At 60.3% G+C, this 23832-nt stretch carries 21 protein-coding genes; 10 read left to right on the top strand and 11 right to left on the bottom strand.

What is annotated here, in order from left to right; translation table 11 throughout:
- Positions 1–204: 204 nt before the first annotated feature.
- The gene (locus HU730_RS25645) at positions 205–1008 is read right to left on the bottom strand and encodes an HNH endonuclease (RefSeq protein WP_186527601.1); all 804 of its coding nucleotides are present in this window, start codon (positions 1006–1008) and stop codon (positions 205–207) included.
- Between the two features lie 379 nt (positions 1009–1387).
- Between HU730_RS25645 and HU730_RS25640 the strand changes: the two genes are divergently transcribed.
- The 4 genes from HU730_RS25640 (at position 1388) to HU730_RS25625 (ending at position 5192) form a co-directional block, all read left to right on the top strand.
- Positions 1388–1906 carry a cysteine hydrolase family protein gene (locus tag HU730_RS25640; protein WP_186527600.1) on the top strand — a complete coding sequence of 173 codons (519 nt, stop codon included), beginning with the start codon at positions 1388–1390 and terminating at the stop codon, positions 1904–1906.
- A gap of 349 nt (positions 1907–2255) precedes the next feature.
- Positions 2256–2510, top strand: coding sequence for a DUF6124 family protein (locus HU730_RS25635; protein WP_186527599.1), 255 nt, complete (start codon positions 2256–2258; stop codon positions 2508–2510).
- A 106-nt stretch (positions 2511–2616) separates the two neighbouring features.
- Entirely contained in the window at positions 2617–3642 is a 1026-nt protein-coding gene (locus tag HU730_RS25630) for a hypothetical protein (protein WP_186527598.1), read from the top strand.
- A gap of 116 nt (positions 3643–3758) precedes the next feature.
- Positions 3759–5192, top strand: a complete 1434-nt coding sequence (locus HU730_RS25625; RefSeq protein ID WP_186527597.1) for a glycosyltransferase family 39 protein — start codon at positions 3759–3761, stop codon at positions 5190–5192.
- 15 nt (positions 5193–5207) lie between these two features.
- Here HU730_RS25625 and HU730_RS25620 read toward each other — a convergent pair whose 3' ends face one another.
- Positions 5208–5696: a TIGR00645 family protein gene (locus HU730_RS25620; protein WP_014719996.1), complete on the bottom strand. Its 489-nt coding sequence runs from the start codon at positions 5694–5696 to the stop codon at positions 5208–5210.
- Positions 5697–5858: 162 nt separating this feature from the next.
- Here HU730_RS25620 and HU730_RS25615 point away from each other — a divergent pair, with 162 nt between their 5' ends.
- Positions 5859–7682: a hypothetical protein gene (locus HU730_RS25615; protein ID WP_186527596.1), complete on the top strand. Its 1824-nt coding sequence runs from the start codon at positions 5859–5861 to the stop codon at positions 7680–7682.
- A gap of 59 nt (positions 7683–7741) precedes the next feature.
- On the opposite strand, the gene HU730_RS25610 is transcribed toward HU730_RS25615, so the two are convergent.
- Both HU730_RS25610 and HU730_RS25605 read right to left on the bottom strand, forming a co-directional pair.
- Positions 7742–8059: a hypothetical protein gene (locus tag HU730_RS25610; RefSeq protein WP_003194269.1), complete on the bottom strand. Its 318-nt coding sequence runs from the start codon at positions 8057–8059 to the stop codon at positions 7742–7744.
- A gap of 400 nt (positions 8060–8459) precedes the next feature.
- Positions 8460–10898, bottom strand: a complete 2439-nt coding sequence (locus tag HU730_RS25605) for an ATP-binding protein (protein WP_034126964.1) — start codon at positions 10896–10898, stop codon at positions 8460–8462.
- A 263-nt stretch (positions 10899–11161) separates the two neighbouring features.
- On the opposite strand from HU730_RS25605, the gene HU730_RS25600 reads away from it, so the two are divergent.
- From HU730_RS25600 to HU730_RS25585, 4 genes are all read left to right on the top strand, one after another.
- On the top strand, positions 11162–11650 hold the full coding sequence (locus HU730_RS25600) for a DUF3015 domain-containing protein (RefSeq protein ID WP_003194274.1): 489 nt from the start codon (positions 11162–11164) through the stop codon (positions 11648–11650).
- A 92-nt stretch (positions 11651–11742) separates the two neighbouring features.
- Positions 11743–13596 (top strand): DUF4105 domain-containing protein, encoded by a 1854-nt coding sequence (locus HU730_RS25595; protein ID WP_186527595.1) that lies wholly within the window; start codon positions 11743–11745, stop codon positions 13594–13596.
- A gap of 120 nt (positions 13597–13716) precedes the next feature.
- Positions 13717–14073 carry a hypothetical protein gene (locus tag HU730_RS25590; protein WP_047711822.1) on the top strand — a complete coding sequence of 119 codons (357 nt, stop codon included), beginning with the start codon at positions 13717–13719 and terminating at the stop codon, positions 14071–14073.
- A 172-nt stretch (positions 14074–14245) separates the two neighbouring features.
- Positions 14246–14743: a GreA/GreB family elongation factor gene (locus tag HU730_RS25585; RefSeq protein ID WP_186527594.1), complete on the top strand. Its 498-nt coding sequence runs from the start codon at positions 14246–14248 to the stop codon at positions 14741–14743.
- On the opposite strand, the gene gdhA is transcribed toward HU730_RS25585, so the two are convergent.
- The 7 genes from gdhA to HU730_RS25550 form a co-directional block, all read right to left on the bottom strand.
- A complete protein-coding gene (gene gdhA / locus HU730_RS25580) occupies positions 14740–16077 on the bottom strand; it encodes an NADP-specific glutamate dehydrogenase (RefSeq protein WP_186527593.1) in 1338 nt (445 codons plus the stop codon). The two genes, HU730_RS25585 and gdhA, sit on opposite strands and share 4 nt — an antisense overlap.
- Positions 16078–16423: 346 nt before the next feature.
- Positions 16424–17314: a phosphoenolpyruvate mutase gene (aepX, locus tag HU730_RS25575; protein WP_034126960.1), complete on the bottom strand. Its 891-nt coding sequence runs from the start codon at positions 17312–17314 to the stop codon at positions 16424–16426.
- Between the two features lie 48 nt (positions 17315–17362).
- Entirely contained in the window at positions 17363–18208 is an 846-nt protein-coding gene (locus HU730_RS25570) for a hypothetical protein (RefSeq protein WP_069556913.1), read from the bottom strand.
- A gap of 24 nt (positions 18209–18232) precedes the next feature.
- Entirely contained in the window at positions 18233–19462 is a 1230-nt protein-coding gene (locus HU730_RS25565) for a pyridoxal phosphate-dependent aminotransferase (protein WP_186527592.1), read from the bottom strand.
- A gap of 39 nt (positions 19463–19501) precedes the next feature.
- Positions 19502–20719: an MFS transporter gene (locus HU730_RS25560; RefSeq protein ID WP_186527591.1), complete on the bottom strand. Its 1218-nt coding sequence runs from the start codon at positions 20717–20719 to the stop codon at positions 19502–19504.
- 33 nt (positions 20720–20752) lie between these two features.
- Positions 20753–21577: a hypothetical protein gene (locus tag HU730_RS25555; RefSeq protein ID WP_019818016.1), complete on the bottom strand. Its 825-nt coding sequence runs from the start codon at positions 21575–21577 to the stop codon at positions 20753–20755.
- 34 nt (positions 21578–21611) lie between these two features.
- A complete protein-coding gene (locus tag HU730_RS25550) occupies positions 21612–22805 on the bottom strand; it encodes an MFS transporter (RefSeq protein WP_019818017.1) in 1194 nt (397 codons plus the stop codon).
- 95 nt (positions 22806–22900) lie between these two features.
- Here HU730_RS25550 and HU730_RS25545 point away from each other — a divergent pair, with 95 nt between their 5' ends.
- Positions 22901–23830 (top strand): LysR family transcriptional regulator, encoded by a 930-nt coding sequence (locus HU730_RS25545; RefSeq protein WP_034126955.1) that lies wholly within the window; start codon positions 22901–22903, stop codon positions 23828–23830.
- Positions 23831–23832 lie beyond the last annotated feature (2 nt).

Genomic DNA, 23832 nt, shown 5'->3' with positions numbered 1-23832 from the left:
GGGAGGAAGTAAATCCGCCTCCTTCCTCCAGTCCCATTTCCAATGGGATAAAAAGCGGCTACCTATACTGTACCGATCAGGAGATCGCGCAATACCTTGAGAGCCAAACTTGCCGGGTTCAGTAATGGCTAATGGGCCCGCCGGTAGGATGTCACTACCCAGGGTTCAGCCTCAAAAAAACCGTAGGCTGAACACAGTAGAAAACTAAGGCTCGATTACCCATCGCCCGCGCAACATGCCTTTCAGCTCATCAACGCTCAGCGTCATATCCCGCTTGCGATGGACCACGGCGTGACAGTTGGCGCACAACGTGACGAGGTCGGTCTCAGGATTTACGGCTTTCTCACCACCATAGTCCGAAATCGGCACTATATGGTGAACGTGAATGAAGCCCTTCGCGTGCTCGCCGTACGCCTTTTCAAAATCAAAGCCACATGCCTTGCAGTCAAGCCCGTGGATAGCAATGGCCTTCATCCTCAGATCTTTCCGGCGTTCGTAACGGGTTCCAAAGTAACTTGATTTGCTGCCTTCATTGGCCGATTCAAAGGTTAATGGATCACCTTCGGAATTTGGCGCGACCTGGTCAGCCAGGGGAGACAGGAGCTTCGCATGACTTAGGATTGCATCGTAATCCAGTTGGGAAATGGACCGAACCCCGTCACGCCAATAGTTGTTCACGCGAGTAGCGGGGATCGTCTCCAAGTACGCTCCGTTAATTTTCGAGGGGATAGCGCTTTCAAACGGAGTGAAGTTTTCGATCAAAGCAAATAGGTCACCCTTATCACTCCTCAGGTCTGCGTAGACCTTACCGATGCGTGCCATACCAAAATAATGTGGATCGGCGCTGAGGCGGGCAGAAGCAAAGGTTTTGTCCTGGATGCGTCCTTTGTAATAGATCACTTCGGTTCCTTCAGCAAGCCAGGCTTGGTACCGCTTGGGGAAGTGATAGACAGCACCGGTTTCGTCTTGCCACTGCGATGTGTCGTTTTCCACGATGACTGCGGGCATTCCATTTCCTCTCGACTGATGGCAAAAGCCTACCAAAAATGAGGAAACTTCTTACAAAATATTCCGGCTCAATTTTTTAAGATTCTTATTCTTTAAATAAATTAATAAGATGAGAAAGCTTTTCGGCTTCCCCTGGCATCAACAAAAAAGAAGTCCAAAGACGTCTTTTTTGTACCTGGCGTTCCATCAACCACAATGCTAGCGTCAACCCATGACTACCCATTGCCTCACCCCGACAACCACCACCACGACCGCTTCAAGCGGAGCGTGCGAGGTGTCGTGAGCCAATAACAAACGAACACTTCAAAGGCCCGCCAGCGATGGACAGGGCCTTTTTTTATGCCTTGTGTCGCTGGTTCACACGCAAGGAGATGCACCCATGTACGCCCTGTTGATACTGGATATCCAAGTAGGACTCATCCACGGCCCGGAAAAACCATGGCGCTGCGACGAGCTGTTAGAAACCCTCAATACCCTGATGGACAAGGCCCGCAGCGCAGGCGCGCCGATTTTTCTCGCTCGCCACATCGGCCCCGCTGGCTCGCCAATCGAGCTGGGCAGCCCGCTTACGCTGATTGCACAGGAACTGAAGTTGCTGGGTGGGGAAGTGGTGTTCGAAAAGCGTCGGCCTAACGCTTTTGCAATGACTGACCTGGCGGACAATCTACGCTCCAGCGGCGCTACCGGCGTGGTAGTCACTGGGATGAAAACGCAATACTGCGTCGACAGCACCTGCCGCGCCGCGCGTGATCTTGGCTTTGATGCGGTGTTTATCGCCGACGGTCATACCTGTTCTGATACGCCCTTGATGAAAGCCGAGGCTATCGTGGCTCATCACAATGCCACGCTCAATGGGCCGTTCTGCCAGTTGGTTCAGGCTGAGGACTGGAGCTTTTAACAGAGCCTGAAGACGGGGGAAGGCCAACAGGGCCGGGCCTCGGAATTTTCCTGCAAGACGCCGCGCTATTGATGAACTAGCGCCCCCCAACCAACAAGCCTAGCCTCCCCCCGTCGCTGCAAAATCAGCGACCGGGTTTAGCAGCTCGGTTAATATCAAGGCCTGCAAAGCCACCATCCGTTCGAGCGATGCTTTCAGCATCCGCTGGTTCGTTTTATGGCGGCTGTGCGTGGGGCACTTTCGGGTGCGCCGGGTTCCTTGATTCCTGGTCTGCTAACCCGCGTACGGTCGCCACCCTTTTCGTTTAGCAGCGATGTCTGGCGACTCCATCAATCAAGGAGTTTGAGCCATGAAAAAAAACACCCCCAATCCCCCAACCACCCTCTTCACCCTCGCCGAAAACATCCACCCCGAAACCCTGCTAATCCAAGCCAGCGAAACCCTCGCCTCCCTCAACGCCATGACCACCGACCTGGCTTTCGAACTTGAAGGCGCGCACCGCCACAAGTTGCTGGCCGCCCAACAATTGATCGTTCTGGGTGAGCTACTGGTAGAACGAGTCTTGAACACCCAACCATTCACCAGCCAGACGCCACATCCCTAAAACACGCAAACGGGCGAGACGCCTCAGCGCATCTCGCCCGCTGGCATCCCCTCACACTTCCCATTACCCTGACGGCCTTTATCAGACAACCGGAAGTCAGATACCCGTGCTCAAGCCCTTCGCCGTCATCGCCCTCGCCGTCATCCCTTCACTCGCCACCGCTGCCGAGTTGGCCGGGGTTTGGCAAGGCACCTTGGGCAAATCCGCTATCACCGTCTGTTTCAACGGCGCCGACGGGGAGCATGGCAGTTATTACTACCAGCGCATCCGTACCCCGATTCAACTGACCCAGGCCAATGACAACGCCACCTGGGCGGAGGAAGGAAACACCGGTTTCTGGGCCCTGCAAAAACCTCAGGGCGATACTCTTTCTGGTGCTTGGAGCAAAACCGATGGCGGTGCGCCGCTGCCACTGGCCCTGCGCCGCATTGGCACGGACGGCTGCGGTAGCGATGCCTATAACGCGCCCATGGAAGCCGCGCCGCTGCCGATCAAGACTGAGAAGAAGACTTTCCACAACCACACCTACCAGCTCAAGACCCAAGGCCCCCGCGTCACGCTCAAGCTAGAAGGTGACGGCCCGGCGGTGCAGAAGATCAACCAGCAACTCGCCGCGTTGGCCGTCAATGACGAAGATCTAACCGACTATTTTTATGAGCGGCGTGAATACCTGGGTCGAAACGGCTCGGTCTATACCAGTGAGATCGAGGTCGAGCCTGCCTATTGGTCATCGCAATTTCTCACCGTGCGGTTCTACCGCTGGGCCGCAGGCCAAGGCGCCATGGGCATCAGTTGGGGCCTGCACTCCTGGAACCTGCAAACCGGCGAGAGTGTGGACCCATGGACCTGGCTCGGCGGCCATCAGCAATGGCATGACGCCTATTCCGGCCATTTGAAGCTGCCGGCCGCCTTCAGCGCTTGGCTGGCCAAGCAAACCACTGCCGACGAGGGCTGCCCGGCGATCACCGATTACTCCAACTTTCACCTCAGCTTCAACACTCAGGGCCTGCAACTCTCGACACCAGCCAATGGTGACGGTTGCGACAACGACTTGGCCTTCACTTGGGAGCAATTGGAGCCGGTGTTGACCGAACAAGGCAAAGCGGCGGTGCCCAGCTTGAAACTGCCTTGACGCGCCGGAGAAAAACCCTACGGCCGTTCACCAAAGGTTAAGAATCGCGCTCGTATACTCCCTGACTACCCATGACCGGTCGCCCGATCGGTCTCATGCCTCGGTAGCCAGACTCCATGACGCGCCCCGCTCCCCTGCTGCTCTTGCTTGCTGCTCTGTTGTTCTTCTTCGCCCTCGGCAACCACGAGCTGCAAGGCTCTACCGAAGCCCGGGTGTCCGGGATCGCCATGGCGATGCACCTGGACAATGACTGGGTGGTGCCGCGCCTGTTTCGTGAACCCTTCCTGGAAAAACCGCCCCTGAGCCTGTGGCTAGACGCCGGGGCGATTCGCCTGTTTGGCGCCAGCACCGGGGCGGTGCGCCTGGCGTCGGCGTTTGCCGGGTTGTTCAGTGTGATGCTGTTGTACGGGATGCTGCGGCGGTTTGGGCGGCCGCAGACGCTGGCGTTCAGCGCTGCGCTGGTCCTGGCGACCATGGCCAGTTACTGGGGCAATGTGCGGGGTGTGGGTGAGGATTCGTTGCTCAGCCTCGGTGTCACCGCGGCCCTGCTGGGATTTTACCAGGCGGTACGGCCCGAGCGTGAAGGTTCGAGTACCTGGGCCTGGGCGTTGTTTACCGCCGGGATGGTCATCGCCACGTTGAGCAAGGGCGTGTTGGGCCTGGCGATGCCGGGCATCGTGATCTTTGTGTACTTGCTCAGCACCAGCCTGATGGATAAACGCCTGCGGTTGGGCGACTGGCTCAAGCCGGCGCTGTTCACCTTGTTGGCGTTGGTGCCGTTGCTGATCTGGCTGGGCTTTCTGTTTCAGCGCGGCGGGATGCAGGCGGTGGGTGAAGTGTTATGGACCAATAGCGTCGGGCGCTTCAGTGGTTCGTTCGTAGAAGCCGGGCATTACGAGCCGTTTTACTATTACCTCGCCAAACTGCCCGAGGCTTTTCTGCCCTGGAATATCCTGGTGTACCTGGGCCTGTGGCACTTCCGTAAAAGTCTGGTGCGCAATCGCTATCGGTTGTTTTTCAGCGTGTGGCTGGTGGCGCAGTTCACCCTGCTGACCCTGGCTTCCAGCAAACGCACTGTGTATTTGATGGCGCTGACGCCAGCCGCCGCGGTATTAGCCGCCGAATATGCGCGGGTGCTGCTGGAGTGGGCCAAAGACCATAAGCCGGGGCTGTACCGCTACCACCGGCAGATCATCGGCGGGGTTTTCAGCCTGGCGATCGCCTGCTACCTGAGCGCGGCGTTCTGGTTTGCACCCAAAGCCGATGTACGCCATTCATTCGTACCGGTGATCAGCCAGATCCAGACCCTGCAAGACGAAGGCAGGACGGTAGCGATGTACCAACCCAACGAGCGCATCGACGGCGCCAGCGTGTTCTACCTGCAGGCCTACTTGCCGATCCTGAACACCGAAGCCGAACTGCGCGCCTTCCTCAGCGCCAAGCCCGGCAACGTTGCATTGACAGACCACACCGACCGGCTGAACGAGAAGGTTACGGTGATCAAACAAATGGCGGTCAACCGCCAGCCTTATTACTTCGTGGAGCAATAAGGCCAGCGCGGGGTATCAATGCTTGGTGAGTTTGTCCAGGTAGCCCATGGCAAACGCCGAGACCACGAACGTCATGTGGATGATCACGTACCACATCAGGTGCTGTGGATCGACGTTCTTGGCGTCCATGAAGATGCGCAGCAGGTGGATGGAGGAAATCGCCACGATGGAGGCCGCCACTTTCATCTTCAGCGACGAAGAGTCCATGGTACCCAGCCAGTTGAGCTTTTCCTTGTTTTCGTCGATATCCAGCTGCGAGACGAAGTTCTCGTAGCCGGAAATCATCACCATCACCAGCAAGCCACCGACCAGGGCCATGTCGATCAACGACAGCAGCAGCAGGATCACTTCGGCTTCCAACATGGTGAAGATGTTGGGAATCACGTGAATGATTTCCTGGAAGAATTTCAGCGCCAGGACCAGCAAGCCCAGGGACAGGCCCAGATAGATCGGCGCCAGCAGCCAACGCGAGGCGTACATTGTATTTTCGATAAAGCGTTCCATTGAATCTCACACAGCTTGGCTAAAAATGGCGCCGAGTATACCAGCCGCCACCCGGCCCCTGTCACCGCGAGAAAACTGACCCAAGTGGCATCTGTAAGAGAATTTTTCTGCTAGTGTCGAGGCCATTCACTCGGCTCGATGATGTCGGACAGGAAAACTCAGATGATGGATGTGCGATCCCCTTTGGCCACTCTCGGCCTGTGCGCGGCGTTGCTGATGGCCAGCGGCTGCTCCCCCAAAGAAGAGCAGAAGCAGGCGACCCTCGAAGAGAAAACCACGAAGTTCGAACAGTCCCTGGACACCATCCAGGACCCCAAGCTGCGCGATGCCATTGCGGACCTGGGCGGCTCGCTGCTGTTGCTGGAGCGTGCGCGCGTCAAGCTCGCCAGCAAGCCCATCGAAGCCGAGTACGGCGAAGATAGCCTGGCCCTGCTCAAGCATTACCCTACGCCCCAAGCGCTGGTGGACACCTACATCAATGGCCTGTTCGTGCTGCGCAAAACCTCGCACTCCGACTACCTGACGGATTTGCAGCCGGTCTTCCCGTTCAACTTCAACGCGCCGGACCAGTTCCCCTTCCCCCATGGCCTAGAATGGCAGTCGGTCACCCTGAGCAACAATAAAGTCATTCCCTTCCAGCCGGAATGGTCAGAAACCGACCCCGGCATCCAACTGAGCCCCAGCAGTTCCAACCTGACCAACCCCGATGACCTGACGGTGACCTACCCGTTTATCGAAGGGATCGAGACGGAAAACAAGAGCCAGCCACAACCCATCAGCCTCAAGGGCGCGGTGGAGGTGATCACCCCGGGCAAGGTGCTGACGTTCGACCTGACCAAACAAGACGTGGGCCATAAACGCACCGACGGCAACATCACCCTCAACCTGCTGACGCTGGAAAAGAACTACGCCGAGATCGAACTGACCAACAACCAGCCCCTGGCCGCCGAAGTGGGCGATGCGTCACCCAACCCGCTGCTGGTGCAGGCACGGGACAGCACCGGGCAGTTTCTGACCCGCTCAGGCTCGATCAACGAGAGTGCCGCGCAAGTGGCGTTCTATGAGAAACAACTGGCCGAGATGCAGAAACAAACCGCGTGGTCCGATGCCTTCGATAAACAGCTCACCGACGCGCAAAAAGCCTTCGAGCGCCAGCAGACCAGCCATTACGCCAAGGTGTATTTCAACGGGCTGATCGATAACCTGCAGGTGAATGTGCTGGATTTCTCCAAGGCCACGCTCACCCGTAAAGACCTGGACCTGCCGGTGATGCGCTTTGACAGGAACAGCCTGCAAAACACCGTACAGCCCCTGCCAATGCCGGTCACGGTGTATGACGACGGCGCCGCCAGTTGGCTCAAGGATGCCTCGATGACGGAGGACCAGCTGAAAAACAGCGTCACCATCAGCCAATCGACCGAAGACGCCAGTGCCGCAAAAATCGTGTTCGACCACCCGTTCACCTTCAATGACGACCTGGTCGGTGCCGAGCGCAACAACAGTGACGCGCCTATCACCTTTTTCACCGCCGATGACAAGGGCGAGCGCGGCGAGCCTATCGAGCTGCCGACCGAGGCTTTCGAGCTGAACGCAGTCAGCGGCACGCTCACCTACGACCTCAACCTGTTCCCGGAAACCCCGGCGTTTGTGGTGGGCTCGGTCCCGTTGTTTTTGGCCACCATCGAGAAAGCCACGATTGACGCCGCCAAGCTGCCCAAGGGCCTGTCGCTCAAGGACAACGCGCTGATCGTCGACCAGAAGGACTTCCCCGCCGACAGCTGGCGCTTCTACGCCAAGGATGCCAGCGGCAATTACCTCAAGGAGATTCTCGGTGTCAGCCACCGCGCCGAGGAATACGGCACGGCGATGTTTGACGTGCATTACTTCTACGGCCAGCCGACCACGCTGGAAAGTTACCAGCGCACCGACCTCAGCACCGTGCAGTACGGCTTTGAGGTGAAGCTGGACAAGCCTGAGAGCAAATAGCCCTGGGTGGACGCCGTGCGTCCGGGGCGGCGTTACCACGCAGAGCGTGGGAACGATCCTCAGAGGGCCAGCCGCTCCTGGCCGCCATTGAGTTGGCGCAGATGGGCCTGCAGGTGCAGGCACCATATCTGCGGCTCGTCCATTTGCTCGTAGCCGTGCAAGGTCAGGCTATCAACGATGGTGCCCAGCATGCGTTCTGCCACGAAGGGCCCATGGAACGGGCCCTGGGATTTGACAGTGGAAGGCTGCTCGCCCGACATGCCGGCGGCAAACAATAGCGTCCACATCCCGTTATCCCCGGCGAGAGGGCGAATGGAGCATTCGATACGGGTGACCAGGCCCAGGCACTGGCGGGTAAGGCAAAGGTTGCGCGACATGGCGGCGCCCCTCGGTAGATCGGTGTTCAGCCCCAGCGCAAGGCGAGGCTGTTTCTATCCTGCGACTCCTGTGGATATCCCTGACTCTGAGAATAGAATAAAAACGCGACAAACCAAGGTTGTAGGGACCAACGGGCGTTGGTCCCTGAGGGTGGAGTCAATTTTGTGGCACGCTAACCGTTCCCAAAAACACCACGGACCAGTGTGGGAGCTGGCTTAAGCGGTCATCGCCTTCTGTAGGAGCGAGCTTGCTCGCGAAAAACGGCAACGATAACGCGTGTTTGCTGAATGAACGCGGCGCCTGAAAGTTTTTCGCGAGCAAGCTCGCTCCTACAAAAAAGTCTTAACTGACTGGCCTTAAGGCAAGCCAGCTCCCACCTTGACCGAGTGATGACAGCAATCAGGTTGGCTTGGCTTCTGCCAACGCCTGCTGCGCCAGCTCCTTCTCCGCCTCCTTCAAATCCTCATCACTGATCATCTCGGCAATCGCCCGCAAGCGCTCCACCACCCGCGCATTCACGGTGCCTTCCGGAAACTGCCCCTCGGCGTCCGGCTCACCGGCATCCTCGCCCACCAGCAGGCTCAAGGCCTCATCCGCTTGGCGCACTGCATAGATGTGGAATTGCCCGGCACGCACGGCCTGCAACACCTTCTCGTCGAGCATCAGCGTGGCCACGTTGGCCTGAGGGATGATCGCACCCTGCTCACCGGTCAGCCCGCGGGCTTCGCAAAGACGGAAGAAGCCTTCGATCTTCTCGTTGACCCCGCCCACCGCCTGCACTTCACCAAACTGGTTGATCGAGCCGGTGATCGCAAAACATTGCTTGAGCGGCGTCTTCGACAAGGCCGAGATCAAGGTGCATGCCTCGCCCAAGGACGCACTGTCGCCGTCCACATACCCGTAGGACTGCTCCAGGGCAATACTGGCGGAGATGGCCAACGGGAATTCCTGGGCATAACGGCTGCCCAGGTAACCGGTGAGGATCATCACGCCCTTGGAGTGAATCGGCTGGCCGAGGTTAACTTCGCGTTCGATGTCGACAATACCGCTGCCGCCCGGGTATACCGTGGCAGAAATCCGCGCCGGCACGCCGAATGCCGAGTCGCCGACCTCCAGCACCGTCAAGCCGTTGCACTTGCCCACAGCGGCGCCGGCAGTGTCGATCAGGATGACGCCAGCGAGCATGTCGTCGAGAATCCGCGCCGACACGCGGCCGGTGCGCGTGGCCTTGGCCTTGAGGGCGCGCTCGATATGCCCGGCATCGGTCATCTCGTCGCCCGCCAGGTGGCGAATGAAATCCGCCTCGCTCACCAACTGGAACAAATCGCCAATACGCGCCGACAAGCGCCCCTGATGTTCGGCCAGGCGTGCGCTGTAGGTCGCCAGGCGCGCCACCGCGTCCGAAGTCAGCGGCGCCATGCCCTCTTCCGAAGTACGGGTTTTGAGCAACTGGGCGAACTGCTCCAGGCTCTCGTCGACCATGGGGATGTCTTCGTCGAAGTCCACCAGTACGCGGAACATCTCCTGGAAGTCCGGGTCGGCGTCTTGCAAGGCGTAATACAACTGGCGCGAGCCGATGATGATCACCTTGACCTGCAAGGGAATCATCTGCGGGTTGAGGGTCACGGTGGCCAGGCGGCCGAGTTCGCCCAGGGGCGATTCCATCTTAAGCTTGCGCGATTGCAGAGAGCGTTTGAGCGCATCCCACACAAAGGGCTCGCTGAGCATTTTTTCGGCTTCCAGGATCAGGAAACCGCCGTTGGCGCGGTGCAACGCGCCGGGACGCAACTGGCGATAGGTGGTGTAGAGCGCGCCCTGGTCGGTGCTGTATTCGATACGGCCGAACAGGTTATCGTAGGTCGGGTGCGGCTCAAACACCACCGGCGCGCCACCGTTGACCGAGTGGCCCACTACCAGGCTCGGGCAGTATTGCTCCTCGAGCAGCTTGCGCGCCTGGGCGTCGGTCTTGGCGTCGTCCACCAATTGCTCCACCACGGTTTTGAGCAGGTACACCTGCATGGCCTGCAGGTAGCCACAGACGCCCGCATTTTCTGCGTATTTTTCCGACAACGGCGCCAGCAAAGGCTGCAGGGCCAGGGTGATGGTTTCTTCGTTGAACTGGCGCAGCTGGTTGTTGGACTCACGCTTCCACTGCGGGAGGCTGGCCAGCTCTTCGTTGAGGCGTTCTTCCAGCTCGGAGATATCGGTGTGGAAGCGCTCGCGATCGGCTTCCGGCAGTTGCGAAAACTCGGCTTCGTCCAGCGCCTTGCCGTCGAGCATCGGCGTAAAGGCGATATTGGAGCTGTCGCGGTACAGCGCCACGTCTTTTTCCAGGGCCAGGCGCTCGATCACGTCCAGCGCTTTGTCGTAGCGCTGGTTGAACGCCCGGTCGATGGCGCTTTTACGCTGTTGATAAGTCGGGTGCTCGAACACCGCCGGGAAGGTGGCGACCAGGTTATCGACCAGGCCGTTGATATCGGCAATAAACGCCGCGGCGGCGCCACCTGGCAATTCCAGGGCGCGGGGCTCGCGGGGCTCATCGAAATTATTCACATAAACCCAGTCCGCCGGGGTTTGCAGGCGCTTGCCTTCGGCTTTGAGGTAGCGTTTGACGAACGAAAAGCGGCCGGTGCCCGGCTCGCCCATGACAAACACGTTGTAACCGGGGCGTGGCATGGCCACGCCGAACTGCAAGGCTTCAACCGCACGTTCCTGGCCAAGCACACCGCGAAAGGGCTCCAAATCATTGGTGGTCGAGAAGCTGAACTGTTCAGCGGAGAAAGGGCGAGTCAGCGCTTCGGGCGCTAGACGCAAGCTGGCAGCAACAGGATCAGGCATCGGGCTTCCTTACATCAGGCGGGGCAGATGGGGCATTCTGGCTCCCGGTTGAGCGCTCTGGCAAGGCGCGCTTTCGGGAAAGCATAGCCATCGCATGCGTCCTGCAAAAAAATCGCCCGCCACTGAATGTTTATAAAAAAACACGGAACCCTGGGAACGTGCCTAAACTCCAAACTGCGCGGGTTGGACTAATAACTGGCCCCTAGGGTGCGTTGAGCACCTGAACCCTTGTCCATTGGTTTGCACACAAAGAGAACAAAGCTATGAAACGGATCCTTCTTGGTACTCTCTTCACCGTCGTCTCCCTCAATGCAATGGCAGAAGCACCAGGTGGCCCGAACTGCGGTTGGGGCAACATGTTGTTCGAAGGCCAGCGCGGTACTCCGGCCCACTTCCTCGCCTCCACCACCAACGGTACTTCGGGTAACGCCACCTTCGGCATGACCTCGGGCACCAACGGTTGCAGCACCAACAGCGCCCTGACCTACGGCGGCAAGTCCTGGATTGCCATGAATGGCATGATGAACGAGCTGTCCGAAGACATGGCCAAAGGCAACGGCGAAGCGCTGACCACCTACGCGGTGGTACTGGGTGTTGCGCCGGAAGATCGCGATCACTTCGCGGCCGTGACCCACGAGCACTTCCAGCAGATCTTCAGCAAGGCTGACGTGACCGCTGACGACGTGCACAACAACACCATTGCTGTACTGAAAAGCGATGCCCGTCTGGCGAAATACGCAACCCAGGCTTAAGCTCGACCTGCCCGCGCCTTTCGAGGCGCGGGTTTTATTTTTTCGACCCGCCCACCTTGGGTCTTTTTTTCCGTCCGACTTAAGTAGCCCCCATGCTCAAACGCCTCGCTTGCCTGGCTCTCTTCGCCTGCGCCCCGCTGCATGCGGCACCGCACCTCGACGATCAACGTTTGCAGCAACTGGCCAATGATCCGTTCTGGCTGTCGCTGGGGCACTACGAAGCCGGCAAAGTCAGTGGCTGGCGCAGCTACGTCAGCGACAAGAAATTCTTCCTCGCTCCCGATGGCGCACACCATCCGGACGCCGAACTCAAGGCCACCGTTGATGCGCTGTATGCACCGGCCAGCCTGGGTGAAAAGCACGCCCAGTGCGTTTACCCCGCCCGTACACGCTGGCTCAAGGCGCAGTTGCAACTGAACGACCTGCCCGCCCTGGAGTGCAAAGAGTTCACCCAGTGGTTCAAGGATGTCGCGCCCCATAGTGCGGTGATGATCTTCCCGGCGGCCTACCTCAACAGCCCGTCGTCGATGTTCGGCCACACCCTGCTGCGCATCGACCAGGCCGACGTGCAAAGCAACAACACCGCGCTGCTCAGCTATGCGATCAACTTCGGCGCCTATATCGAAGGCTCCGACAACAGCATCCTGTATGCCTGGAAGGGCCTGATGGGTGGTTATCCGGGCCTGTTCGCCCTGGTGCCCTATCAGGAGAAACTCTCCGAATACCGCAGTCTCGAAAACCGCGATTTGTGGGAATACCGCCTGAACCTCACCGAGGTCGAGACCAAGCGTATGGTCGAGCACGTGTGGGAGCTCAAGCAGATCCAGTTCGATTACTTCTTCTTCGACGAAAACTGCTCCTACCGCCTGCTCGAACTGCTGCAAGTGGCCCGCCCTGGCCTGCGCTTGACTGAGCAATTCCCACTCACCGCGATCCCTACCGATACCGTCAAAGCGGTAAAAGATGCAGGCCTGGTGGAAAAGATCGACTATCGCCCCTCCCGTGAACGTGAACTGCTGGAACGCGCCAAGCCACTCGATAGCGATGAGCAACAGTGGGTATTGAAAGTCAGCGATGACCAGAAGCAACTGCAAGAGCCTGCATTCAAAGCACTGCCCCGCGAGCGCCAGGCACTGATCGTGGATGCCGCTTACCGCCTGGGCCGCTACCGCGCCAATGGCCTGGAGCGCGACGCGACACGCTCCCAGCGCAGCTTCGAACTGCTGCGCGCGATCAACCAGAACCCGGCGCCAGACCTGAAGATCACCCCGCCTGGCCTGCCGGAAAACGGCCACGAGTCGCGCACCTGGCAAGCCGGCATCGGCACCCGCGGCGACAAAGCCTTCGGCGAATACGGCCTGCGCATGGCCTACCACGACCTCAACGACAACGCCGAAGGCTTCCCCCTGGGCGCGCAGATCGAAATCCTGCAAATGAAACTGCGCCAGTACGAAGGCAATCACTGGCAGCTCCAGCAACTGGACCTGGCCACCATCCGCTCGCTGACGCCGCGCAATGCGCTGCTGCAACCCTGGTCGTGGCAAGTCACCGGCGGCCTGGAACGCGTACCGGGCAAACACGACGACGAAACCCTGGTCGCCCACGTCAACGGCGGCGCGGGCGGCACCTGGCAACTCTCCGACGACATGCTCGGCTTCGCCCTCGGCACCGTGCGCGTGGAGCACAACAACGACTTCAGCGAAGCCATCTCCCCGGCCGCTGGCTTCAACACCGGTGTGCTGTGGAAAAACCCGTTGGGCAACCTGAGCCTGGAAGCCAAGGGTGATTTCTTCACCAATGGCGAAGTGCGGCGCAGCATCAGCCTCAACCAGCAGTGGGAACTGTCGCGCAACCTGGGCCTGCGCTTGAGCGCCCAGCGTGAATACAGCCACCTGTCCACGCCAGTCAATGAAGTGATGCTTGAGCTGAAGTGGTACCACTACTGACTCAAGCGCTCGCTCCTACAGTTAAGTCCGGCACATCCCTCTGACACCCCTTTCACATACAGCTGACAAATCCCCTTCTAGACTCTCCTTATCAGCCGTTAACCGGCCAGGGAGTACGCCATGTGGCGGTATGCGGTCATGCTGTGCGCGGTGGTGGGGTTGTCGGGTTGCCAGTCAACTCATCAGGAATTGCTGGCCAAAGGTTACCCACCCGCCTTCGCCGATGGCTTCGACGACGGTTGCAGCAGCGGTCGCCAGGCCGCTGGGGTGATTACCGGGGCGTTTCGCAAGAATGTGCCGCGCTACCTCAAAGACCGGCCATACGCCGAAGGCTGGGAAGATGGCTTTCGCCAGTGCAAGGCCATGCGCGAGAGCCAGGAACTGCGCGATTACGAGGAAAACCGCAGGGACGACCGCGAACACGATTGGCAGCAGGAAAAAGATCGTGACGCCGCCAAAGCCTATCGCTCACGCTGATCGTTCCCACGCTCCGCGTGGGAATGCCGCCCTGGACGCTCCGCGTCCGCTCGCGAGGTCGTGACGCGGAGCGTCACAGGATGCATTCCCACGCGGAGCGTGGGAACGATCAGCGCCGGTGGGAACGATCAGGCAGCGAACGTGGCCCAACCTTCATAGGAAGGAGAACGCCATGAGCCGAGCTTTTGTAAATGAAGATAACGCGGCGGCCCAGGCTGATCAGCCGGTGGAGCGTCAGGTCAGCGCGCAACCTAACCGCCTGACCGCGCAAGGGTTGGCGCAGTTGCAGGCCAGGGTGGCACAGTTGCAAGGGGAGCACAGCGACGAAGCCGCCAAGGGCGAACAGGCTGATAAACAGCGTCAGGCTGACCTTGAGCGGGACCTGCGTTACTTCAACCAGCGGGTGCAAAGTGCTCAGGTAGTCGCGCCGGCCACGTCCACCGACAAGGTACAGATCGGCAGTTGGGTTACGTTCGTCAACGAGCAGGACGAACAGCAGCGCATCCAGTTAGTCGGTGAAGACCAGGCCGATGCCAACGCAGGCTTGATCAACTGGGGCTCGCCCCTGGGCCGTGCCTTGTTGGGCGCCCAGGTGGGCGACGAGGTGCTGTGGCAGCGCCCCGTCGGCGATCAGTTGATCGAAGTGCTGCGCATCGAAGCCGAGGCCTAGACGATACCCTGGGCCAGCATCGCGTCAGCCACTTTCACGAAGCCCGCGATGTTCGCGCCCTTGACGTAGTTGATACGGCCGTTTTCTTCACCGTAATGCACGCAGGCATGGTGGATCGACTGCATGATGTTGTGCAGCTTGCTGTCCACTTCCCCGGCGGTCCACAGCAGGCGCATGGCGTTTTGCGACATTTCCAGGCCGCTCACCGCAACGCCCCCCGCGTTGGACGCCTTGCCCGGCGCAAACAGGATGCCCGCGTCGATGAAGATATCCACAGCCTCCAACGTGGTCGGCATGTTCGCGCCTTCGGCCACGCAGAGGCAGCCGTTGCGCAGCAAGGTGCGCGCAGCGTCGGCATCGAGTTCGTTCTGGGTGGCGCAAGGCAGCGCGATATCGCAGGCCAGTTCCCACGGCGCCTGGCCTTTGCGGAACTCCAGGCCGAAACGTGTGGCCAGTTCACTGATACGCCCACGCTGTACGTTTTTCAGCTCCAGCAGCGCCGACCATTGTTCTTCGGTCAAACCACTTTCGGCGTACAGAGTGCCTTCGGAGTCCGACAGGGAAATCACCTTGCCGCCCAGGTCCATGACCTTGCGCGCCGCGTATTGCGCCACGTTACCGGAGCCGGACACGGCCACACGCTTGCCTTCAACGCGCTGACCTTGGCGTTTGAGCATTTCCTCGGCGAAATACACACAGCCGAAACCGGTGGCTTCCGGACGGATCAAGCTGCCGCCGTAGGTCATGCCCTTACCGGTCAGCACTGAGGTGAATTGGTTACTCAGGCGTTTGTACTGGCCGAACAGGAAGCCGATTTCCCGTGCGCCCACACCGATATCACCGGCCGGTACGTCCACGTCCGCACCGATATGGCGGTACAGCTCGCTCATGAACGCCTGGCAGAAGCGCATCACTTCGGCGTCGCTCTTGCCCTTGGGGTCGAAGTCCGAGCCGCCTTTGCCGCCGCCCATGGGCAGCGAGGTCAGGGAGTTCTTGAAGGTCTGTTCGAAGGCGAGGAATTTCAGCACACCCAGGTTGACCGAAGGGTGGAAGCGCAAGCCACCTTTGTAGGGCCCAATGGCGCTGTTCATCTGAATACGGAAACCGCGATTGACCTGGATCTTGCCATGGTCATCCACCCACGACACCCGGAACGTGATCGCGCGTTCCGGCTCGCAAATGCGTTCCAGAATGCCCGAGGTCAGATAACGGGGGTTGGCTTCAAGAAAGGGCCACAGGCTGCGCAGAACCTCTTCTACAGCCTGGTGGAATTCCGGTTGGTCCGGGTCGCGTTTCTTGAGGCGGGCAAGGAAGGAATCGACGGATTCGGTCATGAACAGTCTCGGCAAATTGATTGTTGTTAAACGGAGATTGAGCCGGACTTTATCAATTCGTTTCGCACCGTGACAGGGCAAAATGTCGCTTTTGTGAAATTAAATGGTGCAATAAGTATAAATAACTGCCTTTTTTTGCCCTTAAATGGGGATTTCACTCTGAGTTTTGCACCAACAGGTAGGCCGTTATCGCAGGCAAGCCAGCTCCCACATTGGATCGAGTACACCGGTCATGTGGGAGCTGGCTTGCCTGCGATAGCGGCGGTGCAGTTACAGATGCAGCGACTGACCCACCGCTTTCGCGAGCAAGCCCGCACAGCATTTGCCCACAGACTCGCGCAGGGCACTAGCGCGTGCCCGGCACCAGGTCGAGTATCTCGTCAATGCCCAGGCAACGTGGCTCCAGTTCCAGCGTCCTGCCATTGGCGAGGATTCCGACGGCGGTATCGCGCATGGCCAGGTAGGCACTGCGCAACATGTGATTGGCATAAATCACCGCGTTGAAACCTGCTCGCTCCAGCACCTCGAACTTCAGGTGAACATAGCTGGTCGGCACGCAAATCAGCGGTACCCTGGGCCGCTGCAGGCGAAACTGCCGGGCGAATTCCAGGATTTCCAGGCCATCCTGCTTGCGGCTGTGGATCATGATGCCATCCGCCCCCGCCTCCACATACGCCAGGCACCGCGCCATCGCCTCTTCCATGCCGCGATCCAGGATCAAGCTTTCACACCGGGCAATCATCATCAGCCCTGAGCCGGTGCGACTCGTGCACCCGGCCTGGAGCTTGGCGCAAAAGGCCTCGATGGACTCCTGCGCCTGGTCGACCTCGATGCCCAAGAGTGAATTCTTCTTCAGGCCGCATTTGTCTTCGATCACCACCGCCGAGACGCCTGCGCGCTCCAGCATCTTGATATGAATCGCGAAATGTTCGGCCTTACCGCCGGTATCGGCATCGAATATCAGCGGCAGCGAGCACACATCGAATATTTCGCGAATCCCCGGCAACCGGTTACTGGGCGAAAGGATTTCGATGTCGGGTAACCCGCGCTGGGTCGAGTCGGTCAGCGAACTCGACCAGATGGCGTCGTACCCCACCGTATGCCCTGGGCTGATCTCCAGCCTGGCGCGCTGCGCGAGCAACGCCGATATCGGGCTATGGGCTTCGAGTACACGCAGGCAACGGTTGCTATCCAACAGCGCCGACAGAGGGCGTCGGCGCGCTTCGGTATCCATCATAGGGTTCAGGCTCCTTATCAGCGGCACAACAAGGGTTATCGGACAGCCTCAATCCCAGGCGGGCTGTTCGCACTTGAGCACCGACGCCATCTTTTGCAGATGTTCGCAGGCCCTGGCCACGTACTCCCTGGAGAGCCGTGCGATACGCGCGTAATCCACGGCCTGCCCGGTGGCGCTGGCATACAGCCGCAACGCCTCAGCGGCATGCTTGAAGTGGCGTGCTTCCACGCTGCCGCAATGCACGCTGAGAAAACTTGCGACGCGGCTGGCCTCACCGGCGCTATAGCCCCGTACATCGCGCAACCACTGCTTCCATAGCGGGGTCATCAGGTTGTATTCGCCGGTATTGAACAACTCCGTCATGGCCATCATTTCCAGCGCTTCGATGAGTTGCGGCGCCAATGGGCGTTTTTCCCCCACCCAACCGGAGAACTCTTTGGTAATCGGGTTGAGGAATTTGTCTTGCAGGCGCCAATCATCGGAGCCGCAGATGGCCGAAGCCATGCGGTAATACAGCTTGGAATGGTGCGGATGCCCATGCATTTCACCCAGCCCGATGTCCTCGACAATGATCTCCCCACAATGGGCCGCCGCTTCGAGCATTTTCAACCGGGCGTCATCCGTCAACGATGCCGACTCCTGGAGGATGCGCACGATGATGCTCGATACGGCATGGGCGGCGCCGTCCGGGCTACGCCAGCCACAGAAGAACGTACACAGTGACGACTCGCTCCAATTACTGGAGGTCATGTCGACATAGGTCTCGCAGTACGTGTCCAGCGCGGCGGTTTGACTGTTGAAACCGCTGAGCAGGGCCTGGGCCAGATGTCCGTCCTCGACATCCACCAGCGCCTGGTTCACGTACCCGATAAATTGGCGGCTCAGATTTTCCACGGCTCATATCCTTTTAAGGTGGGGTTAATGCGCAACGATTTCTGACATGAAACGAGCGAAGCGTGTGAGGCCCTCAATCAGCGCTTCACGCTCAACGGCGTAGGAGATACGGATGCTGTTGCCGTCACCACAGCCAGAGCCTGGCACTACCGCGATATGGGCCTCGGTCAATAACAGATCGGCCAAGTGGTCGACGTCACGAATAACGGTGCCCAGGTAGCGCCCCCCCAACTTGCGGGACACATCGATAAACAGATAGAACGCCCCTTCCGGCGGGGCGCACCGAATGCCGTCGACATGCCCCAGGCAAGTGCAGGCCGCGAGCAATTGCTGGTCGAGGAAGGCATTGACCTGGCGGGTAAAGTGCGGCGCGTCCGCCATCAGGCTGCCGAGCGCGGCATATTGGGACAGGCTGCTGGGGTTGGACGTCGTATGCCCTTGCAGGTTGTGCATGGCGGCGATGACTGGGGCGGGCGCACACGCATACCCTACCCGCCAGCCGGTGACCGCGTGGCTCTTGGAAAACGAATCGACCAGTACCGTCTGATGTTTGAGCGGCGCAAACAGCGACACGATGTTGTGATGTTCATGGGGCGTGCGCACCAGTTTGCGGTAACACTCGTCGAACACCACCCAAAGCCTGTGTGCGAAGGCGAGCCGGGCAATACCCAGCAGTTCTTCGCGCTGATAAACCGTGCCCGTCGGATTGTTCGGGGTGTTGATCACAATCATCCGGGTACGCGGGGTCAGGGCCTTCTGGACCGCTGCGCAGGTGAGGCGATAGTCATCCGCAGCCGTGTCGACATAGACGGGAACACCACCGGCCAGTTGGATCTGGGTGGGGAAGGTTTCCCAGTACGGCACCGCGACAATGACTTCATCCCCCGGATTGAGCAGCACCATCGCGGCGTTATACAGCGCCTGCTTGGCACCCGCGGTCACCGCTATTTCATCGGCGGCGTAATTCACCCCGCAGCGCTGAGTGACCTGCTGCGCCAGCGCGTGGCGAAGCTGGGGCAGGCCAATGGGCGGCGTATAGCGGTTGCGGGCAGTGGCGAGCGCATCGGTCGCGGCGGCTTTCATCACCGGGCAGGCATCGAAGGACAATTCGCCAGCGGCAAAGTTGACCACGTTGACGCCGGCTTCTTTCAAGGCATTGGCTTTACTGCGCATGCTGGACGTGCCGGGTGCGCTGAGACGTTGCGCACGCTGGGACAACGGCAATGACACGGCAGAGGGTTCACTGTTATTCATTGTTATACCTGCCAGAACACGCTGAAAAATTCGTTCGCCCTACCGGGCTTGGGCCTCCAACCCTTGCTGAACCCGCCAGGACAGCGGCAAGGTCAGCAACAGGGTGGCGGCCAGCAACAGGACGGCCATGGGCACACCGGTGGCATCCCCAAGGCTGCCGAACAGCACCGGCGCCAAGGCGCCGCCACCGATGGTGCCGGTGTAGAACACGGCGAACGCCTGGTCGCGCCTGCCCGGCCCTGCCAAGTCCGGGACTGCGCCGTACAGCACCGACGACGTGCCGTTCAGCGCCAGCCCCAGCAGCGGCAACATCACCATCAAGCCGGCGTAGGGCAAGTACACCGCCATGACGATCAGCACGACCGTGGTGAACTCCGTGGCCCACACCGTTTTCATCATGCCGATGCGCGCACCGAGGTAACCGCACAGCAATTTGCCGAAGGCGCCGCCCACGAACAGCATCGTCAGCGCCAGGCCGATGCCCGCAGGCCCGGCGCCCTTGGCCTTGAGCAAGAACGGCAGGAACGTGAGAAACCCCATGCGCACGGCGCTGTCCAGCGTGCCGGTCACGATCAGCGCACGCAGGCCGCTCGCAGAGCCGGCGCCGGCGCTCGTACGGGCGGCTTTCACCGGCGCCGCCGAAGCCTCGGCGCGTGCCGGGATCAGCCACCACAACAGGCCTGCCGCCAGCAGCCCGAGTACACCCAGCAGGGTGACACTGGCGCGCCAACTGATGACCGCCAGCAACAGCCCGATCAACCCCGGGATCAGGGTCTTGCCGATATCGCCGCTGAAGTTGTACTGCGACAGCGCTTGTTTGACGCCCCCTCCGGCCTCGTGCGTATCGGTGATCAACGACGAGGCCAGCGGGTGCTGCGTACTCGCGCCGAGCCCGCCCAGCAGCAGCGCCAACAGCAACACGCCCAGCCCGCCAGCCTGGCCGGCCAGCAGGTAGGCCAGGCCCGCCAACGCAGTGCCACCTACCAGCAAGCGTTCACGCCCCCAGCGTGCGGCAGCACGGCTGGCCAGTAACTGAAAACCGGCCATCATGCCCGCGTAAGCACCACGCAACAGGCCGATCTGGGCGTAGCTGAGGCCGAACTGCGCTTGCCAGATCGGCAACAGCACATAAATCACATCGGTCAGCCCATCGTGCACGGCATGCGCGCCGCAGCCTGCCACCAGAGCGCGGCGACGCACGCTGACCGGGTCAGGCGGCGACAACGATGGCGTTGCGGTCTGCTTCAGGGTGTTCATCTGGGTCAGAGGCTCTCAGGCAAAAAGGCCGGGTTAACCCAGCAACTGCGCACAGTCGCTCATCACACTGGCTTTACGCTGCAGGTATTGAGCAAAAATGTCGCGCGCCGTGGCGGGGTCCACTTCAATCTGCATGGCAGTGGTGAACTCATTCACCGCCGCCACCGCATGGGCGAAATGGTTGCTCTCGGTACCGCCGGTGTGCACCGTGACCCAGGCCACCGTCGCCCGGGATTTCTCCGGCGGCACGCCCATGTCCCGCACGAACCACTGCGAGTACAACGGGTGGATGAATTCCACTTCGCCATGGGTGTACACCTCGTGGATCAACGTGGTCAGTAACCCCTGCAGCAGGTCGCGATCACGCAGGCGGCGGGTGTCGGTCCAGTCCTTGAACGCCTGTGCCGAGGGCAGGCAATTGTCCTTCAATATCCACTGGTCATCGCCGCACAGCGCGGTGGCCATGGTGTAGAACAGGTCTGCGTGCAAGGTGTTGCCCAACGCGCCCAGATCTTCATCGGTGATGCGTTGCAGGCTGCCGCAGGCGCGGTACAACTGCGCGGCGGCGGCGGAGCCTTCATCGGAGCGCGCCAGCAGGGTAATGCGGTTGGCCAGGCCGGACACACTGGCCGCCGAATTATTGGTCTTGGACCAACTGGCGAAGAACTTGCGCAGTACCGCCGGCGAATGCCGACGCGAGGTAAGTCGCGCAAAAGCGTCTTCGATATCCACCAGCGCGTCTTCCTGAGCCCAGAAGGCTTCGAACAGAGCGTGGCGCAAGGCGCCGGCCGGCATGTCGTTCAATACCGGTTCGATGAGCTTCAACAACTGGCTGCGCTTGATCACGGTGTTAGTCATGTTCACCTCTCATAGTCCTTTATTGGATGAAAAATCAGGCTGGTTTGCCGCGCTGTCCGGCGATCAGGGCCTGGGGCTTTACCGGTTTCCAGCCCAGCAGGGCAATCGCCAGCGACAACAGCTGAAAACCTGCGACCAACGCGACGCAGCCCGGCCAGCCCCATTGATTCCAGAGCATGGCCGGGGCCACGGCGCCGGCGCTGCCGCCCAGGTAATAACCAGTCAGGTACAGCCCCACGGCGCCGGACTTGTCCGGGCCTGCCGTGGTGGCGATATACGCATTGGCGGATGCCTGTGCCAGGAATACGCCGGTCGAACTCAGGGCCAACCCCAACACGATCAGCCACAGGGACGGCAACAATGTCAGCGCCGAGCCACAGATGCCGAGCGCAACAGCGCCGGTCAGTAACTGCGATTGTGGTCGCGATTTGCTCAAGCGCCCCGCAACAGGAATGACCACCAGCGCCAGCAGGAACACCGCATACAAAGTGCCCAAGGCGGCGGCGCCCAGGTTGAACGGGGCCTGGCTGAGATACAGCCCGGCATAGGTAAAGGTTGCGACTTGGGAGAACAGCACGCAGAAACCGACGCCATAGGCCGCCAGCAAGGGTTTGCGCAGAAGCCGGCGCACCCCGTGCATGCCCACGGCCGCAACGCCGGGCCGCGCCACCGGATTGGCCGGCAACAGCCACACAATCAGCAGGCCGACCAGCAGGCTGATCACCGCCAACAGTTCGAAGGCTTCGCGCCAGCCCACATATTGGGTCATGACACCCGAGACAAAGCGCCCGGCAAACCCACCGAGCACCGTCCCCGCGACGTACAAACTGGTGATCTCGGTGACCGTGGCCGCACGCCAGCGATCACCGATATAAGCCACGCTGGTGGCGAACACCACGGGAATCAACATCCCTTCGACAAAACGCCACACCAGTAGCTCGGCAAAACTGTCCACATAGGCCGTCAGCAGCGTCGGCAGCGCCAGCAGCAACGCGGCCACGGCAATCACCGTGCGCTGCTCGAAACGGCCGGTCAGGCGCCCGACAAACGGCGCGGTCACCGCCACCGCCAGCGTGGTCACCGTAATGCTCCACCCTGCCTGCCGGGCACTCACCTGGAAGCTTTCGGCAAACGCAGGCAGGATGCTCTGTGTCGCATAGAGATTCAGAAACGCCGCACAGCCACACAGGAACACGGCGAAGCGGGCGTGATGCATGCGCGGGTTCATGTGGCCTCTCGTCTTATAGTCGAGGATGTTTATAGAATACCCAGCGCAGCGAACACCAATACCGAATTCGGACCGATCAATACCCAGGAAACAGAATGCTTGATCTACGCAAGTTACGTTACTTCCTGACGGTCGCCGAAGAGCTGCACTTCGGCCGCGCAGCCCAGCGCCTGCACCTTGCCCAGCCGCCCCTGACGCGGCAGATTTCCGCCCTGGAAACCGAGCTTGGCTTTCGCCTGTTCGACCGCACCAGTCGCACGGTCACACTGACCGCCCAAGGCCAGCACTTTTTGCCGTATGCCCGCGCAGCGCTGGAACACGCCAGGCTTGCACAAGACATCGCCGCCAAACTGGCTGCCGGCTCGACCGGCCAACTGGTCGTAGGCTATGCCAGCTCGATCGCGTTGTCGGAACTCTTCAGCCAAACCCTGCAAGCCTTCGCCCAGCGTTTTCCCGATGTGCAACTGACCCTGGTGGAGAGCGCTTCCGGCAGCCTGCACACGCACGTGCTGGACGGGCGCATCGACGTCGGCATGAGCCGCCTGCTGCCGGAGGCTGGGCAAACCGGCGTCGAGGCTTTGTCGTTGGGGCAAGAACCGCTGGTGGCGGCTCTTTGCAGCGACAACCCGCTGGCGGAGCAGAGCGAAGTCACCCTCGCCCAGCTCAGTGAGTACCCGTTGATACTGTTCCCCAGCGATTACGGTTCGGGCCTCAACGGCTCCATCGAGCACCTGTATCAACGCCGTGGCCTGGCGCTGCGCCCGGGCCCTGCGGGGCGCCAGATCACCTCGATCATCGCCCTGGTGGCGGCAGGCCAAGGTGTCTCGCTCGTGCCACAGTGCACCCGAACCCTGGCCAGGAAAGGCGTGGTCTACCGCCCCTTGGCAGACCCCGAAGCCTGGGTACACCTGCTGATACTCACGCGCTCACCGTCACGCTCATTGTTGGTCGAGGCGTTCATGGGGGTGGTCGAAGAATTGCTGCGCAGCCGCCCAGCGCTGGCGCCCACGACGCTCCCGGCATAACG

Source organism: Pseudomonas sp. SWRI22 (assembly GCF_014268395.2).
GTDB lineage: Bacteria > Pseudomonadota > Gammaproteobacteria > Pseudomonadales > Pseudomonadaceae > Aquipseudomonas > Aquipseudomonas paracarnis.
The sequence above is the reverse complement of the archived record's forward strand: the minus strand, read 5'-3'. Positions and strand labels throughout refer to the sequence as shown.

What these genes read in the sequence shown, in the direction of transcription:
- HU730_RS25615 (WP_186527596.1), top strand. Translation starts at nt 5,859, where the DNA reads ATGATGGATGTGCGATCCCCTTTGGCCACTCTCGGCCTGTGCGCGGCG.
- HU730_RS25635 (WP_186527599.1), top strand. Translation starts at nt 2,256, where the DNA reads ATGAAAAAAAACACCCCCAATCCCCCAACCACCCTCTTCACCCTCGCC.
- HU730_RS25590 (WP_047711822.1), top strand. Translation starts at nt 13,717, where the DNA reads ATGTGGCGGTATGCGGTCATGCTGTGCGCGGTGGTGGGGTTGTCGGGT.
- HU730_RS25645 (WP_186527601.1), bottom strand. Translation starts at nt 1,008, where the DNA reads ATGCCCGCAGTCATCGTGGAAAACGACACATCGCAGTGGCAAGACGAA.
- HU730_RS25550 (WP_019818017.1), bottom strand. Translation starts at nt 22,805, where the DNA reads ATGAACCCGCGCATGCATCACGCCCGCTTCGCCGTGTTCCTGTGTGGC.
- HU730_RS25620 (WP_014719996.1), bottom strand. Translation starts at nt 5,696, where the DNA reads ATGGAACGCTTTATCGAAAATACAATGTACGCCTCGCGTTGGCTGCTG.
- HU730_RS25585 (WP_186527594.1), top strand. Translation starts at nt 14,246, where the DNA reads ATGAGCCGAGCTTTTGTAAATGAAGATAACGCGGCGGCCCAGGCTGAT.
- HU730_RS25600 (WP_003194274.1), top strand. Translation starts at nt 11,162, where the DNA reads ATGAAACGGATCCTTCTTGGTACTCTCTTCACCGTCGTCTCCCTCAAT.
- HU730_RS25595 (WP_186527595.1), top strand. Translation starts at nt 11,743, where the DNA reads ATGCTCAAACGCCTCGCTTGCCTGGCTCTCTTCGCCTGCGCCCCGCTG.
- HU730_RS25555 (WP_019818016.1), bottom strand. Translation starts at nt 21,577, where the DNA reads ATGACTAACACCGTGATCAAGCGCAGCCAGTTGTTGAAGCTCATCGAA.
- HU730_RS25625 (WP_186527597.1), top strand. Translation starts at nt 3,759, where the DNA reads ATGACGCGCCCCGCTCCCCTGCTGCTCTTGCTTGCTGCTCTGTTGTTC.
- HU730_RS25640 (WP_186527600.1), top strand. Translation starts at nt 1,388, where the DNA reads ATGTACGCCCTGTTGATACTGGATATCCAAGTAGGACTCATCCACGGC.
- HU730_RS25560 (WP_186527591.1), bottom strand. Translation starts at nt 20,719, where the DNA reads ATGAACACCCTGAAGCAGACCGCAACGCCATCGTTGTCGCCGCCTGAC.
- HU730_RS25605 (WP_034126964.1), bottom strand. Translation starts at nt 10,898, where the DNA reads ATGCCTGATCCTGTTGCTGCCAGCTTGCGTCTAGCGCCCGAAGCGCTG.
- HU730_RS25610 (WP_003194269.1), bottom strand. Translation starts at nt 8,059, where the DNA reads ATGTCGCGCAACCTTTGCCTTACCCGCCAGTGCCTGGGCCTGGTCACC.
- gdhA (WP_186527593.1), bottom strand. Translation starts at nt 16,077, where the DNA reads ATGACCGAATCCGTCGATTCCTTCCTTGCCCGCCTCAAGAAACGCGAC.
- HU730_RS25565 (WP_186527592.1), bottom strand. Translation starts at nt 19,462, where the DNA reads ATGAATAACAGTGAACCCTCTGCCGTGTCATTGCCGTTGTCCCAGCGT.
- aepX (WP_034126960.1), bottom strand. Translation starts at nt 17,314, where the DNA reads ATGATGGATACCGAAGCGCGCCGACGCCCTCTGTCGGCGCTGTTGGAT.
- HU730_RS25545 (WP_034126955.1), top strand. Translation starts at nt 22,901, where the DNA reads ATGCTTGATCTACGCAAGTTACGTTACTTCCTGACGGTCGCCGAAGAG.